Origin of the sequence: Citrobacter sp. RHB35-C21, assembly GCF_013816515.1 — a bacterium.
GTDB classification, from domain to species: Bacteria; Pseudomonadota; Gammaproteobacteria; order Enterobacterales; family Enterobacteriaceae; genus Citrobacter; species Citrobacter braakii.
In genome coordinates this window covers 19,541-33,349 of the sequence record NZ_CP057148.1, presented here as the reverse complement: position 1 = coordinate 33,349, position 13,809 = coordinate 19,541, and the positions used below count along the sequence as shown (strand labels likewise).

The 13,809-nt window shown below is 48.8% G+C and carries 10 protein-coding genes and 5 pseudogenes; 10 read left to right on the top strand and 5 right to left on the bottom strand.

The features are described from left to right. Positions 1–16: 16 nt before the first annotated feature. From HVZ39_RS25055 to HVZ39_RS25040, 4 genes are all read right to left on the bottom strand, one after another. Positions 17–295 (bottom strand): EAL domain-containing protein, encoded by a 279-nt coding sequence (locus HVZ39_RS25055; protein WP_004118253.1) that lies wholly within the window; start codon positions 293–295, stop codon positions 17–19. A 113-nt stretch (positions 296–408) separates the two neighbouring features. Further along, positions 409–834: a glutaredoxin-dependent arsenate reductase gene (gene arsC, locus HVZ39_RS25050; RefSeq protein ID WP_087450602.1), complete on the bottom strand. Its 426-nt coding sequence runs from the start codon at positions 832–834 to the stop codon at positions 409–411. A 12-nt stretch (positions 835–846) separates the two neighbouring features. Further along, entirely contained in the window at positions 847–2,136 is a 1,290-nt protein-coding gene (locus tag HVZ39_RS25045) for an arsenic transporter (RefSeq protein ID WP_181633731.1), read from the bottom strand. A gap of 44 nt (positions 2,137–2,180) precedes the next feature. Further along, the gene (locus tag HVZ39_RS25040; protein ID WP_004206577.1) at positions 2,181–2,501 is read right to left on the bottom strand and encodes a transcriptional regulator; all 321 of its coding nucleotides are present in this window, start codon (positions 2,499–2,501) and stop codon (positions 2,181–2,183) included. 85 nt (positions 2,502–2,586) lie between these two features. On the opposite strand from HVZ39_RS25040, the pseudogene arsH reads away from it, so the two are divergent. The 6 genes and pseudogenes from arsH to lacA all read left to right on the top strand — a co-directional run. Then, positions 2,587–3,285, top strand: a pseudogene (gene arsH / locus HVZ39_RS25035) (arsenical resistance protein ArsH). Positions 3,286–3,523: 238 nt separating this feature from the next. After that, a pseudogene (locus HVZ39_RS26755) lies at positions 3,524–3,606 on the top strand (hypothetical protein); the annotation flags it as partial. 35 nt (positions 3,607–3,641) lie between these two features. Then, positions 3,642–4,724 carry a DNA-binding transcriptional repressor LacI gene (gene lacI, locus HVZ39_RS25030; protein ID WP_024241646.1) on the top strand — a complete coding sequence of 361 codons (1,083 nt, stop codon included), beginning with the start codon at positions 3,642–3,644 and terminating at the stop codon, positions 4,722–4,724. A gap of 121 nt (positions 4,725–4,845) precedes the next feature. Then, on the top strand, positions 4,846–7,920 hold the full coding sequence (gene lacZ, locus HVZ39_RS25025; protein ID WP_016156506.1) for a beta-galactosidase: 3,075 nt from the start codon (positions 4,846–4,848) through the stop codon (positions 7,918–7,920). 51 nt (positions 7,921–7,971) lie between these two features. After that, the gene (gene lacY, locus HVZ39_RS25020) at positions 7,972–9,225 is read left to right on the top strand and encodes a lactose permease (RefSeq protein WP_003846917.1); all 1,254 of its coding nucleotides are present in this window, start codon (positions 7,972–7,974) and stop codon (positions 9,223–9,225) included. A 65-nt stretch (positions 9,226–9,290) separates the two neighbouring features. Next, positions 9,291–9,356: pseudogene (lacA, locus tag HVZ39_RS25015) on the top strand (galactoside O-acetyltransferase); the annotation flags it as partial. An 11-nt stretch (positions 9,357–9,367) separates the two neighbouring features. Here lacA and HVZ39_RS25010 read toward each other — a convergent pair. Beyond that, a protein-coding gene (locus tag HVZ39_RS25010) for an IS1 family transposase (protein WP_223228875.1) occupies positions 9,368–10,064 on the bottom strand; the annotation gives its coding sequence in 2 pieces (ribosomal slippage) (positions 9,368–9,812 and positions 9,811–10,064; 699 coding nt in all). Between the two features lie 167 nt (positions 10,065–10,231). Between HVZ39_RS25010 and HVZ39_RS25005 the strand changes: the two are divergent. The 4 genes and pseudogenes from HVZ39_RS25005 to HVZ39_RS24990 form a co-directional block, all read left to right on the top strand. Continuing rightward, positions 10,232–10,519, top strand: a pseudogene (locus tag HVZ39_RS25005) (hypothetical protein); the annotation flags it as partial. Between the two features lie 24 nt (positions 10,520–10,543). After that, positions 10,544–10,867 (top strand): annotated as a pseudogene (locus HVZ39_RS25000) (integrase core domain-containing protein); the annotation flags it as partial. Positions 10,868–10,951: 84 nt separating this feature from the next. After that, positions 10,952–11,392 carry a hypothetical protein gene (locus HVZ39_RS24995; RefSeq protein WP_016156504.1) on the top strand — a complete coding sequence of 147 codons (441 nt, stop codon included), beginning with the start codon at positions 10,952–10,954 and terminating at the stop codon, positions 11,390–11,392. Positions 11,393–11,518: 126 nt separating this feature from the next. Further along, on the top strand, positions 11,519–13,726 hold the full coding sequence (locus HVZ39_RS24990; protein WP_016156503.1) for a hypothetical protein: 2,208 nt from the start codon (positions 11,519–11,521) through the stop codon (positions 13,724–13,726). The last annotated feature ends 83 nt before the right edge of the window (positions 13,727–13,809 follow it).

The window sequence follows — 13,809 nt, the reverse complement described above, 5'->3', positions numbered from 1 at the left end:
CGGGCCCCGTATCGTTTTAACCCTGAATATTCATCGCAGATATTGTTTCGGGTTTTCCGGTATACCAGCCCTGAACTAGGTAACCGAGGCCAAGAGAACGGACGAATTCAAACTGTCCTGGCGTTTCCACCCCTACAAACACCAGTGGTTTGCCAGTACCACGTAACCCTTTCACCACAGAAACAAGTAGCGCTCGCTTCACCGGGTCATCAATATTGGCAATAAAAATACGGTCTATTTTTATCTCATCGAAATCCAGTACCGTCAGCCATTCAATATGGGGGCCGCTTGGCAAACGGAAAATATCCTACGTTAAGCCTGTTTCTTTAGCTGGCATTACAAAAAGCGAGCGTCTGCATGGTACAGACAGACACCCGAATACGATAAAAATGAGACGAAAAAAACAGGTTACTTAACCCGCTTCCCCGTTTCGTCAATGATCTTTTCGCCGTCCTCTTTGGTAAACGCTCCTTTCTGACCTTCAGGTAGAATATCCAGCACTATTTCTGAAGGGCGGCAAAGACGAGTGCCAAGCGACGTAACGACTACCGGCCGATTAATCAGGATCGGATGTTGAAGCATAAAATCAATCAACTGCTCATCACTGAATTTCTCTTCATCAAGGCCCAGGTGTTCATAAGGCTCAACATTCTTACGCAGCAATGCACGCACCGTAATTCCCATATCTGAAATAAGTTTAATCAGCTCATCACGGGTCGGTGGCGTATCGAGATAATAAATAATGGTCGGTTCGTTACCGCTGTTACGGATCATCTCCAGCGTGTTGCGTGAAGTGCCGCAGGCCGGGTTGTGATAGATGGTAATGTTGCTCATATCTTTATCTCATTACAAAGTGATGGAAAGCCGCAACGCCAGCGCGGCCAGAGTGACAAACAGCACGGGCAGAGTCATGATAATGCCCGTGCGGAAGTAATAACCCCAGGTGATCGTTATATTTTTCTGGGCAAGCACATGCAGCCAAAGCAGGGTTGCCAGACTGCCAATCGGGGTGATTTTCGGGCCTAAATCGCAGCCAAGCACGTTGGCATAAATCATTGCCTCTTTGACGACGCCAGTCGCCGTACTCCCGTCAATCGACAGCGCGCCAATCAGCACCGTCGGCATATTGTTCATCACCGACGACAGGAACGCGGTCAGGAAGCCGGTGCCGAACGTTGCTGCCCATAACCCCTTTTCTGCCAGCAGGTTCAGTACACCAGACAGATACTCCGTGAGCCCGGCATTGCGCAGGCCATAGACCACCAGGTACATGCCCAGCGAAAAAATCACGATCTGCCATGGCGCACTGCGCAGGACTTTCCCTGTGTTGATGCCATGACCTCTTTTCGCCACGATAAACAGTACTGCTGCGCCAGCAGCTGCTATCGCGCTGACAGGGATCCCCAGCGGCTCCAGAACGAAGAAACCGACAAGCAGCAATAACAGGACAATCCAGCCCGCCCTGAACGTTGCCGCATCCTTTATCACACTGGCAGGCGTCTTCAGCAGCGAAACGTCATACGTTGCCGGAATATCCCTGCGGAAGAAGAGATGCAGCATGATCAGCGTGGCCGCAATCGCTGCCGCATCCACGGGGATCATAACGGAGGCGTACTGCGTAAAGCCCAGATCGAAGAAGTCCGCCGAGACGATATTCACCAGGTTAGAAACAATGAGTGGCAGGCTGGCCGTATCTGCAATAAATCCTGCAGCCATGACAAAGGCCAGTGTCGTGCCCTGGCTGAACCCCAGTGCGAGCAGCATCGCAATCACAATCGGCGTCAGGATCAGCGCGGCGCCATCATTGGCGAACAAAGCAGCAACAGCGGCACCGAGCAAGACTATCCAGGTGAACAGCAGGCGGCCACGTCCGTTACCCCAGCGGGAGACGTGCAGTGCGGCCCATTCAAAGAAGCCGGACTCATCGAGCAGCAGGCTGATGATGATGACCGCAATAAATGCCGCTGTCGCGTTCCAGACGATATTCCAGACAACGGGAATATCAGAGATATGGATGACACCGGTTCCCAGCGCCAGCACAGCCCCGATACTCGCGCTCCAGCCAATACTCAGGCCTCTGGGTTGCCAGATCACCAGTACCAGCGTCAGTAAAAATATACTCCCTGCCAAAAGCATCTCAGACCCCATCATATATGATTTTGTAAATATGTTTTCCTGCCTCAGCAGGAGGTGCAGGCTGATTTGTCCAGCCATTCACGTACATCCTCGCGCAGACACTGCCAGGTCGTCGTGATTGTCTCTGCTGCCCACGCCGGAATATGGGGTGACAGACGATAGTGGATCCATTTGCCTTCCCGACGGTCAAGAACCAGATCAGCCTCGCGAAGGATAGCCATATGTCGCGAAATTTTGGGCTGCGATTCGGAGGTGGCAACGCAGATATCGCAGACGCACAATTCTCCGGACTCACGGAGAAGCATGACGATGGCTAGCCGTGTTTCATCCGACAGGATTTTGAAAAGCTGAACAGGTTGTAGCATTTTTCACTCCGTTCCCTTTAGAATACACATATGTTAGATCATATATATTAACTTTAAAATCACCTGTTCTCTCCGGTGGAGAAAAATGGAACAATTTCCAGCCCTGAATACTGACTGTTTTGATCAACATATTGCCGAACGTCTGCACCTGCAGGAGCCCCCACGGATTCTGATCCTGTATGGCTCAGTAAGGGAGCGCTCCTACAGTCGCTTTGCCGCGGAGGAAGCAGGTCGCCTGCTGACGGCGATGGGCGCGGAGGTGAAATTCTTTAACCCCTCCGGTTTACCCCTGCCGGATGATGCCCCGGATACGCACCCTAAAGTCTCCGAGCTACGCGGGCTGGTCAGATGGTGTGACGGGATGGTGTAGAGCTCGCCGGAACGGCACGGGGCTATGAGCGCGGTGATGAAGGCGCAGATCGACTGGATACCGTTGAGTGAAGGCGCGGTTCGTCCTTCGCAGGGCAAGACACTTGCAGTGATGCAGGTTTGCGGCGGTTCGCAGTCCTTCAATGCCGTGAACCAGATGCGCATTCTGGGCCGCTGGATGCGGATGTTCACAATTCCCAACCAGTCCTCGGTGGCGAAAGCCTGGCAGGAATTTGATGAGAACGGAAGGATGAAGCCGTCCTCATGGTACGACCGTATCGTAGATGTCGCAGAGGAGTTGTTTAAAATTACGTTGCTGCTCAGGGGACAAACCAGCTACCTTGCAGATCGCTACAGCGAACGAAAAGAGAGTCATCAGGAACTTTCGTACCGCGTCAATCAGGAAAAAATATAACGCCTTCTGATCGTATAAATACACACCATGAGCGTTTTCACAAAGTCTCCTTCTGCCAGGCAGCGGATAATCTTACATGTGTCTGTCGTTTTCAGAAGACGGCAGACCGGACTAAAACCAGGTAATGCTGTCAACCTGTTGATGACTATTTTAATCTGTAGTCATTCAATCCTTGTAACATCAGGATGATCCTGGTGTCAGTGAAAATACGAAATCAACACGTTGGTATCATTACCCACCTGTGAACTGACGTCGGCATTTTGAATCTCACTTCGGCGTGCCCCCTCCGAATGGCGCAAAACATTTCGTGGTATGGCATGATAGCACCCGAAGAGAGTCAATTCAGGGTGGTAAATGTGAAACCAGTAACGCTATACGATGTCGCAGAGTATGCCGGTGTCTCTTATCAGACCGTTTCCCGCGTGGTGAACCAGGCCAGCCACGTCTCTGCGAAAACGCGGGAAAAGGTGGAAGCGGCGATGGCGCAGCTGAACTACATTCCCAACCGCGTGGCACAACAACTGGCGGGGAAACAGTCGTTGCTGATTGGCGTTGCTACCTCCAGTCTGGCCCTGCACGCGCCGTCGCAAATTGTCGCGGCGATTAAATCTCGCGCCGATCAACTGGGTGCCAGCGTGGTGGTGTCGATGGTAGAACGAAGCGGCGTCGAAGCCTGTAAAGCGGCGGTGCACAATCTTCTCGCGCAACGCGTCAGTGGGCTGATCATTAACTATCCGCTGGATGACCAGGATGCCATTGCTGTGGAAGCTGCCTGCGCTAATGTTCCGGCGTTATTTCTTGATGTCTCTGACCAGACTCCCATCAACAGTATTATTTTCTCCCATGAAGACGGTACGCGACTGGGCGTGGAGCATCTGGTCGCATTGGGTCACCAGCAAATCGCGCTGTTAGCGGGCCCATTAAGTTCTGTCTCGGCGCGTCTGCGTCTGGCGGGCTGGCATAAATATCTCACTCGCAATCAAATTCAGCCGATAGCGGAACGGGAAGGCGACTGGAGTGCCATGTCCGGTTTTCAACAAACCATGCAAATGCTAAATGAGGGCATCGTTCCCACTGCGATGCTGGTTGCCAACGATCAGATGGCGCTGGGCGCAATGCGCGCTATTACCGAGTCCGGGTTGCGCGTTGGTGCGGATATCTCGGTAGTGGGATACGACGATACCGAAGACAGCTCGTGTTATATCCCGCCGTTAACCACCATCAAACAGGATTTTCGCCTGCTGGGGCAAACCAGCGTGGACCGCTTGCTGAAACTCTCTCAGGGCCAGGCGGTGAAGAGCAATCAGCTGTTGCCCGTCTCACTGGTGAAAAGAAAAACCACCCTGGCGCCCAATACGCAAACCACCTCTCCCCGCACGTTGGCCGATTCCTTAATGCAGCTGGCACGACAAGTTTCCCGACTTGAAAGCGGGCAGTGAGCGCAACGCAATTAATGTGAGTCAGCTCACTCATTAGGCACCCCAGGCTTTACACTCTATGTGTCCGGCTCGTATGTTATGCGAAAATGTGAGCGGATAACAATTCACGCAGGATACAACTATGACAATGATTACGGATTCACTGGCCGTCGTATTACAACGTCGTGACTGGGAAAACCCTGGCGTTACCCAACTTAATCGCCTTGCGGCACATCCCCCTTTCGCCAGCTGGCGTAATAGCGAAGAGGCTCGCACCGATCGCCCTTCCCAAGAGTCGCGCAGCCTGAATGGTGAATGGCGCTTTGCCTGGTTTCCGGCACCAGAAGCGGTACCAGAAAGCTGGCTGGAGCGCGATCTTCCTGACGCCGATACTGTCATCGTCCCCTCAAACTGGCAGATGCACGGTTACGATGCGCCTATCTACACCAACGTGACCTATCCCATTGCGGTCAATCCGCCGTATGTTCCCACGGAGAATCCGACGGGTTGTTACTCGCTCACATTTAATGTTGATGAAAGCTGGCTACAGGAAGGCCAGACGCGAATTATTTTTGATGGTGTTAACTCGGCGTTTCATTTGTGGTGCAACGGGCGCTGGGTCGGTTACGGACAGGACAGTCGTTTGCCGTCTGAATTTGACCTGAGCGCATTTTTACACGCCGGAGAAAACCGCCTCGCGGTGATGGTGCTGCGCTGGAGTGACGGCAGTTATCTGGAAGATCAGGATATGTGGCGGATGAGCGGCATTTTCCGTGACGTCTCGTTGCTGCATAAACCGAGCACGCAAATCAGCGATTTCCATGTAGCCACTCACTTTAATGATGATTTCAGCCGCGCTGTACTGGAGGCAGACGTTCAGATGTACGGCGAGCTGCGCGATGAGCTGCGGGTGACGGTTTCTTTGTGGCAGGGTGAAACGCAGGTCGCCAGCGGCACCGCGCCTTTCGGCGGTGAAATTATCGATGAGCGTGGTGGTTATGCCGAACACGTCACCCTACGTCTGAACGTCGAAAACCCGAAACTGTGGAGCGCCGAAATCCCGAATCTCTATCGTGCGGTGGTTGAACTGCACACCGCCGACGGCACGCTGATTGAAGCAGAAGCCTGCGATGTCGGTTTCCGCGAGGTGCGGATTGAAAATGGTCTGCTGCTGCTGAACGGCAAGCCGTTGCTGATTCGCGGCGTTAACCGTCACGAGCATCATCCTCTGCATGGTCAGGTCATGGATGAGCAGACGATGGTGCAGGATATCCTGCTGATGAAGCAGAACAACTTTAACGCCGTGCGCTGTTCGCATTATCCGAACCATCCGCTGTGGTACACGCTGTGCGACCACTACGGCCTGTATGTGGTGGATGAAGCCAACATTGAAACCCACGGCATGGTGCCAATGAATCGTCTGACCGATGATCCGCGCTGGCTACCCGCGATGAGCGAACGCGTAACGCGAATGGTGCAGCGCGATCGTAATCACCCGAGTGTGATCATCTGGTCGCTGGGGAATGAATCAGGCCACGGCGCTAATCACGACGCACTCTATCGCTGGATCAAATCTGTCGATCCTTCCCGCCCGGTACAGTATGAAGGCGGCGGAGCCGACACCTTCGCAACCGATATTATTTGCCCGATGTACGCGCGCGTGGATGAAGACCAGCCCTTCCCGGCTGTGCCGAAATGGTCCATCAAAAAATGGCTTTCGTTGCCTGGAGAGACGCGCCCGCTGATCCTTTGCGAATACGCCCACGCGATGGGTAACAGTCTTGGCGGCTTCGCTAAATACTGGCAGGCGTTTCGTCAGTACCCCCGTTTACAGGGCGGCTTCGTCTGGGACTGGGTGGATCAGTCGCTGATTAAATATGATGAAAATGGCAATCCGTGGTCGGCTTACGGCGGTGATTTTGGCGATACGCCGAATGATCGCCAGTTCTGCATGAACGGTCTGGTCTTTGCCGACCGCACGCCGCATCCGGCGCTGACGGAAGCAAAACACCAGCAGCAGTTTTTCCAGTTCAGTTTATCCGGGCGAACCATCGAAGTGACCAGCGAATACCTGTTCCGTCATAGCGATAACGAGCTCCTGCACTGGATGGTGGCGCTGGATGGCAAGCCGCTGGCAAGCGGTGAAGTGCCTCTGGATGTCGCTCCACAAGGTAAACAGTTGATTGAACTGCCTGGACTACCGCAGCCGAAGAGCGCCGGACAACTCTGGCTAACGGTTCACGTAGTGCAACCGAACGCGACCACATGGTCAGCAGCCGGACACATCAGCGCCTGGCAGCAGTGGCGTCTGGCGGAAAACCTCAGCGTGACACTCCCCTCCGCGCCCCACGCCATCCCGCAACTGACCACCAGCGAAACGGATTTTTGCATCGAGCTGGATAATAAGCGTTGGCAATTTAACCGCCAGTCAGGCTTTCTTTCACAGATGTGGATTGGCGATAAAAAACAACTGCTGACGCCGCTGCGCGATCAGTTCACCCGCGCACCGCTGGATAACGACATTGGCGTAAGTGAAGCGACCCGCATTGACCCTAACGCCTGGGTCGAACGCTGGAAGGCGGCGGGCCATTACCAGGCCGAAGCAGCGTTGTTGCAGTGCACGGCAGATACGCTTGCCGACGCGGTGCTGATTACCACGGTCCACGCGTGGCAGCATCAGGGGAAAACCTTATTTATCAGCCGGAAAACCTACCGGATTGATGGAAGTGGTCAAATGGCGATTACCGTTGATGTTGAAGTGGCGAGCAATACGCCACATCCGGCGCGGATTGGCCTGACCTGCCAGCTGGCGCAGGTAGCAGAGCGGGTAAACTGGCTCGGATTAGGGCCGCAAGAAAACTATCCCGACCGCCTTACTGCGGCCTGTTTTGACCGCTGGGATCTGCCATTGTCAGACATGTATACCCCGTACGTCTTCCCGAGCGAAAACGGTCTGCGCTGCGGGACGCGCGAATTGAATTATGGCCCACACCAGTGGCGCGGCGACTTCCAGTTCAACATCAGCCGCTACAGTCAACAGCAACTGATGGAAACCAGCCATCGCCATCTGCTGCACGCGGAAGAAGGCACATGGCTGAATATCGACGGTTTCCATATGGGGATTGGTGGCGACGACTCCTGGAGCCCGTCAGTGTCGGCGGAATTCCAGCTTAGCGCCGGTAGCTACCATTACCAGTTGCTCTGGTGTCAAAAATAATAATAACCGGGCGGGCCATGTCTGCCCGTATTTCGCGTAAGGAAATCCATTATGTACTATTTAAAAAACACAAACTTTTGGATGTTCGGTTTATTCTTTTTCTTTTACTTTTTTATCATGGGAGCCTACTTCCCGTTTTTCCCGATTTGGCTACATGACATCAACCATATCAGCAAAAGTGATACGGGTATTATTTTTGCCGCTATTTCTCTGTTCTCGCTATTATTCCAACCGCTGTTTGGTCTGCTTTCTGACAAACTCGGGCTGCGCAAATACCTGCTGTGGATTATTACCGGCATGTTAGTGATGTTTGCGCCGTTCTTTATTTTTATCTTCGGGCCACTGTTACAATACAACATTTTAGTAGGATCGATTGTTGGTGGTATTTATCTAGGCTTTTGTTTTAACGCCGGTGCGCCAGCAGTAGAGGCATTTATCGAGAAAGTCAGCCGTCGCAGTAATTTCGAATATGGTCGCGCGCGGATGTTTGGCTGTGTTGGCTGGGCGCTGTGTGCCTCGATTGTCGGCATCATGTTCACCATCAATAATCAGTTTGTTTTCTGGCTGGGTTCTGGCTGTGCATTCATCCTCGCCGTTTTACTCTTTTTCGCCAAAACGGATGCGCCCTCTTCTGCCACGGTTGCCAATGCGGTAGGTGCCAACCATTCGGCATTTAGCCTTAAGCTGGCGCTGGAACTGTTCAGACAGCCAAAACTGTGGTTTTTGTCACTGTATGTTATTGGCGTTTCCTGCACCTACGATGTTTTTGACCAACAGTTTGCTAATTTCTTTACTTCGTTCTTTGCTACCGGTGAACAGGGTACGCGGGTATTTGGCTACGTAACGACAATGGGCGAATTACTTAACGCCTCGATTATGTTTTTTGCGCCACTGATCATTAATCGCATCGGTGGGAAAAACGCCCTGCTGCTGGCTGGCACTATTATGTCAGTACGTATTATTGGCTCATCGTTCGCTACCTCAGCACTGGAAGTGGTTATTCTGAAAACGCTGCATATGTTTGAAGTACCGTTCCTGCTGGTGGGCTGCTTTAAATATATTACCAGCCAGTTTGAAGTGCGTTTTTCAGCGACGATTTATCTGGTCTGTTTCTGCTTCTTTAAGCAACTGGCGATGATTTTTATGTCTATTCTGGCGGGCAATATGTATGAAAGCATCGGTTTCCAGGGCGCTTACCTGGTGCTGGGTCTGGTGGCGCTGGGCTTCACCTTAATTTCCGTGTTCACGCTTAGCGGCCCCGGCCCACTTTCTCTGCTGCGTCGCCAGGTGAATGAAGTCGCTTAAGAAATTAATGTCGGATACGGCGCGAGCGCCTTATCCGACCAACTTATCAGGACGGAATGTTAAAAATGAACATGTCGATGACAGAAAAAATAAAAGCAGGCAAGCTATTTACCGATATGTGCGAAGGGGTAATGACTCCAACTTACTGATAGTGTTTTATGTTCAGATAATGCCCGATGACTTTGTCATGCAGCTCCACCGATTTTGAGAACGACAGTGACTTCCGTCCCAGCCTTGCCAGATGTTGTCTCAGATTCAGGTTATGTCGCTCAATGCGCTGAGTGTAACGCTTGCTGATAACGCGCAGCTTTCCCTTCAGGCGGGATTCATACAGCGGCCAGGCATCCGTCATCCATACCACGACCTCAAAGGCCGACAGCAGGCCCAGAAGACGCTCCAGCGTGGCCAGAGTGCGTTCACCGAATACGTGCGCCACAACCGTCCTCCGTATCCTGTCATACGCGTAAAACAGCCAGCGCTGACGTGATTTAGCACCGACGTAGCCCCACTGTTCGTCCATTTCAGCGCAGACAATCACATCACTGCCCGGTTGTATGCGCGAGGTTACCGACTGCGGCCTGAGTTTTTAAGTGACGTAAAACCGTGTTGAGGCCAACGCCCATAATGCGTGCACTGGCGCGACATCCGACGCCATTCATGGCCATATCAATGATTTTCTGATGCGTACCGGGTTGAGAAGCGGTGTAAGTGAACTGTAGCTGCCATGTTTTACGGCAGTGAGAGCAGAGATAGCGCTGATGTCCGGCAGTACTTTTACCGTTACGCACCACGCCTTCAGTAGCTGAACAGGAGGGACAGCTGATAGAAACAGAAGCCACTGGAGCACCTCAAAAACACCATCATACACTAAATCAGTAAGTTGGCACCATTACCGTGGAAGGCTTTTTATAATCAGGGAGGGGCTTAGCCCCTCCTTTTTTTAACAGTGACGGGGACTGCTAAAAATGAATGATGGCAGGCGGGATTTCACAGTAAAGGATGGATTATGTGTGATTTATGCAGGGCGGATGAGAATTACTTCCATACGGCAGAATGCGTGTATGACCAGCTGGTCAGTGAATACCCCGTGATGTGGCTGCGGGACTCGACCCGGATCGGGGCCTGCTACACCCTTCGTGAACTGCTGTCGCCGGAAGGGATGGTGCTGGCCATACAGAACTCTCTCCCGATGAAGGGGTGGCGGCTTCGCATGCGTTACAACGAAGCCATTGACGAAGAAATTAACCCACAGCATGGTGACTGTATTGAACTGCCCTCCAGAGCGGATGCCCTGCAGGCTTTCGTGGGGTCAGGGTCATTACCACAATTACTGAAAACCGATAATGGCTCTGAATTTGCAGGGAAAATGCTGGACAAATGGGTATATGAACGAGGGATCCGTATAGACTTCTCACGCCCGGGAACACCGACGGACAATGCCACTGTGGAGTCGTTTAATGGCAGGCTGCGGCAGGAATGTCTGAACGAGAACTGGTTCATGTCCCTGGAGGATGCACGGTGCAAAATCGAGGCCTGGCGCATACACTATAATCAGAGACGTCCCCATTCAGCGCTGGGCTGGATGACGCCATCTGAATTTGCCGAGAAGTCTGTCGGTTGCAAGAATATTCAGCCAACATGAGGCCGGTTATTCCTGATTATGACTGGAGCATATTCGGGGTCAGGGTCAGGCTATTAACCACTATGATAAACAGGAGTCTCAATAATGGGTGCAATTTACAAAGGACTACAGTTCAAAACAGCGCTGGAAGCACGATGGGCAGCCTTTTTTGACCTTGCTGGTTGGGAATGGCATGTGAATCCTGCATGCGTTGGTGACTGGTCTCCCGATTTCTGGGTCAGTTTTCCGTGCGATCACTCGGAATGTCATCGCCACACTTTACTTATAGCAGTATTATCTATTGATAATATTAAAGGTTTTGATTATCACCCAAGCTTAAAGCATGCTTTCTCTATCGAAGAGGATCCTCAGAGGATTCATAAATTTGTTGAGGCAGGTGCCGCTTTTGGTAGTAATCCAGATGTAACCACTTGGCAATCAGCTCACGGCTCCGGCGGCGGAACGCACAATGTTCCATTCTTCGTGCCAGACGCCAGTGAGCTGTGGCGAAGGACTGAAAACTTAGTGCTTCGCCAATCGGTTTAATGATACTTAAACTTGAGGAAGTAACGAATTCAGTGCGTGCCTGATGGGGATGCTCCCTATCCGACTCACTAGTTTATGGTGATAAGAATCATACATATTTAATTATAAAAAGAAAGGAAATAAAATATGAATAGAGATCAATTTTCCATATCATTAAGTAACTTAAAAAAATCTGACTGGGAACGATTTGAAGAATTAAGCTCTAGTTTTTTATCGGTTGAATTTGCAGGATTAAGAACCATGGCTTCACCATCTGGTGATGGAGGTCGAGATTCTGAAATATTTAATCCTAATGGTGTTTCTCATATTGCAATTCAATATTCTGTTACTGATAATTATGAAGATAAAATAAAAAGAACCGTAAAAAAATTAAAGGATAATTTCAAGGAGGTTACTCTTGTTATATACTGCACAAATATAGTAATTGGTGCGAAAGGCGATAAGATAAAAGCAGCCTGCATGTTGGATAATATTTACTTGGATATACGAGATGCAAACTGGTTTTTAGAAAGATTTGAGTCTGATGAAGTTTATTCAGTAGCAGCTAAAAGGCTTTTTGATGCCGTGGGAAGGCCAGTTTTAGAAGATTTAAAATTAATTGAAACTGAACCTAATAAGTTAAGCAGCGTTGAAGCTAAGGCTGCTTTAACGTTTCTTGGTTTGCAATGGAGCAATGAGGATAATGGTAAGGGATTAACAAAAATAGCGTTTGAGTCTTTAGTTAGAGCTGCGTTAAGAAATACAAACAGCAGTAACAGAATGAAAAGAGTTGACATTCATAAAACTATTATGAATTATCTACCAACAACAAACAAAGAAGATATTGTAAAGTATGCTGATGCTGCATTGTCAAAACTGGTAAATAAAACGGATAAGAAAAACTCAATTGTTAAAATTTGGGATAAGGATGATGAGTTTTGCTTGTCCTATGAGGAAATACAGAGGATAGAGATTAACTTAGAGAAAAATAAGGTTGAAGAGAGTATTTTTAATAAAGAGGTTAGTGCATTAATCGTTAATGAGGTGTCAGATGGAGATGTAAGTGATGATACTATTGAATTTTTAACAGTTAAGATATTAAAAGTGTTAGATAGATTTCTATTTAATTCAGGAGAGGAATTTGCTTTATCTGTGATAAAAGAAAGTATCATTGTGAAAAATGAAAGTGAGCTTAAAAATTGTATTTTTGAAGAGATAGATCAAGAGGGTTTTAACCTTCCTGACTTTCCTGATATAGCTCTAAATGTAATTTCACACATATTAAACTCTAGGTCTAGAGTAATAATTCAGCATTTAAAGAAAGCTTCTGACATATATACATTATTTTCATTTTTGAAAGAAACGCCTGATATTCAAAAGGTTACAAGGAAAATATTTAGTTATGGAACTATTTGGTTGGATACCACGATTGTACTCCCTCTTTTGGTTGAATCAATTTACAAAGATGAAAAAACAAAAAAATTCACTGAAACCTTACTTCTTTTAAATGATAGTGGAATTAAATTAAAAGTAACTGAAGGTGTTGTAGATGAAATAATACAGCATATCAATTTGTCGAAGCATTGTTCTCGAACTTTAACTTCAGAATGGAGCGGTAGAATTCCATTTTTATATTATCATTATCTTGAGGAAGGGCATAACCCATCGGATTTTTCTTCTTTCATCGAGTTGTTTCATGGTGAAGAAAGAAAGTTCGACGATATGACAGATTATTTGAATAGATTTTTTAAAATTCAAGTTGAGTCATTGTATGATGCTAGTCAGGAAGTTGATGAAGATGTACGATTTTCTATAGAGTCAATGTGGAGAAGAGCACATGAAACCAGAAGATCAAATGTTAATTCAGATAGAAAAACAGAGCCCCACGTAACTGATATTTTAATTAGAAATGATGTTGAAAATTACCTTGGGGTTATTGGGAAGAGAAGAAAGGAAACCTCTTCTGAATTAGGTTATAAACACTGGTGGTTGACAACAGATAAATTGGCTTGGATGATAAGACGTGATATCAGAGAGAAAATTAAAAACCCTCCGTCTTCTCCATTGATGTCATTAAATTTTATATCAGTAATGCTTTCATTTAGTACCATTAGGCATAATATAAAAAAAGATGACAGGAGAACTTTACCTTTGTTTTTCAATATCGACTCTACATATTACATGCCTAAAGATTTAATTGATATTGCAAATGAAGTCAGAATGAATAATAAAGATAAACCTGAGCATATTATAAGACGAAAGGTTAGAGATGCTTGTGATCATATGAAGAGGCGATATGGTAAGTATGCATCTTCTGGTAATGATATAATGAATGAAATTTTGGATGTCAAATGAAAATGAGTCAATTATATGTATTAGTATGATTACCTAGGCCGTGAGCTGGGCACTCATCTGATAACGACATTTTGGCTCAGTTT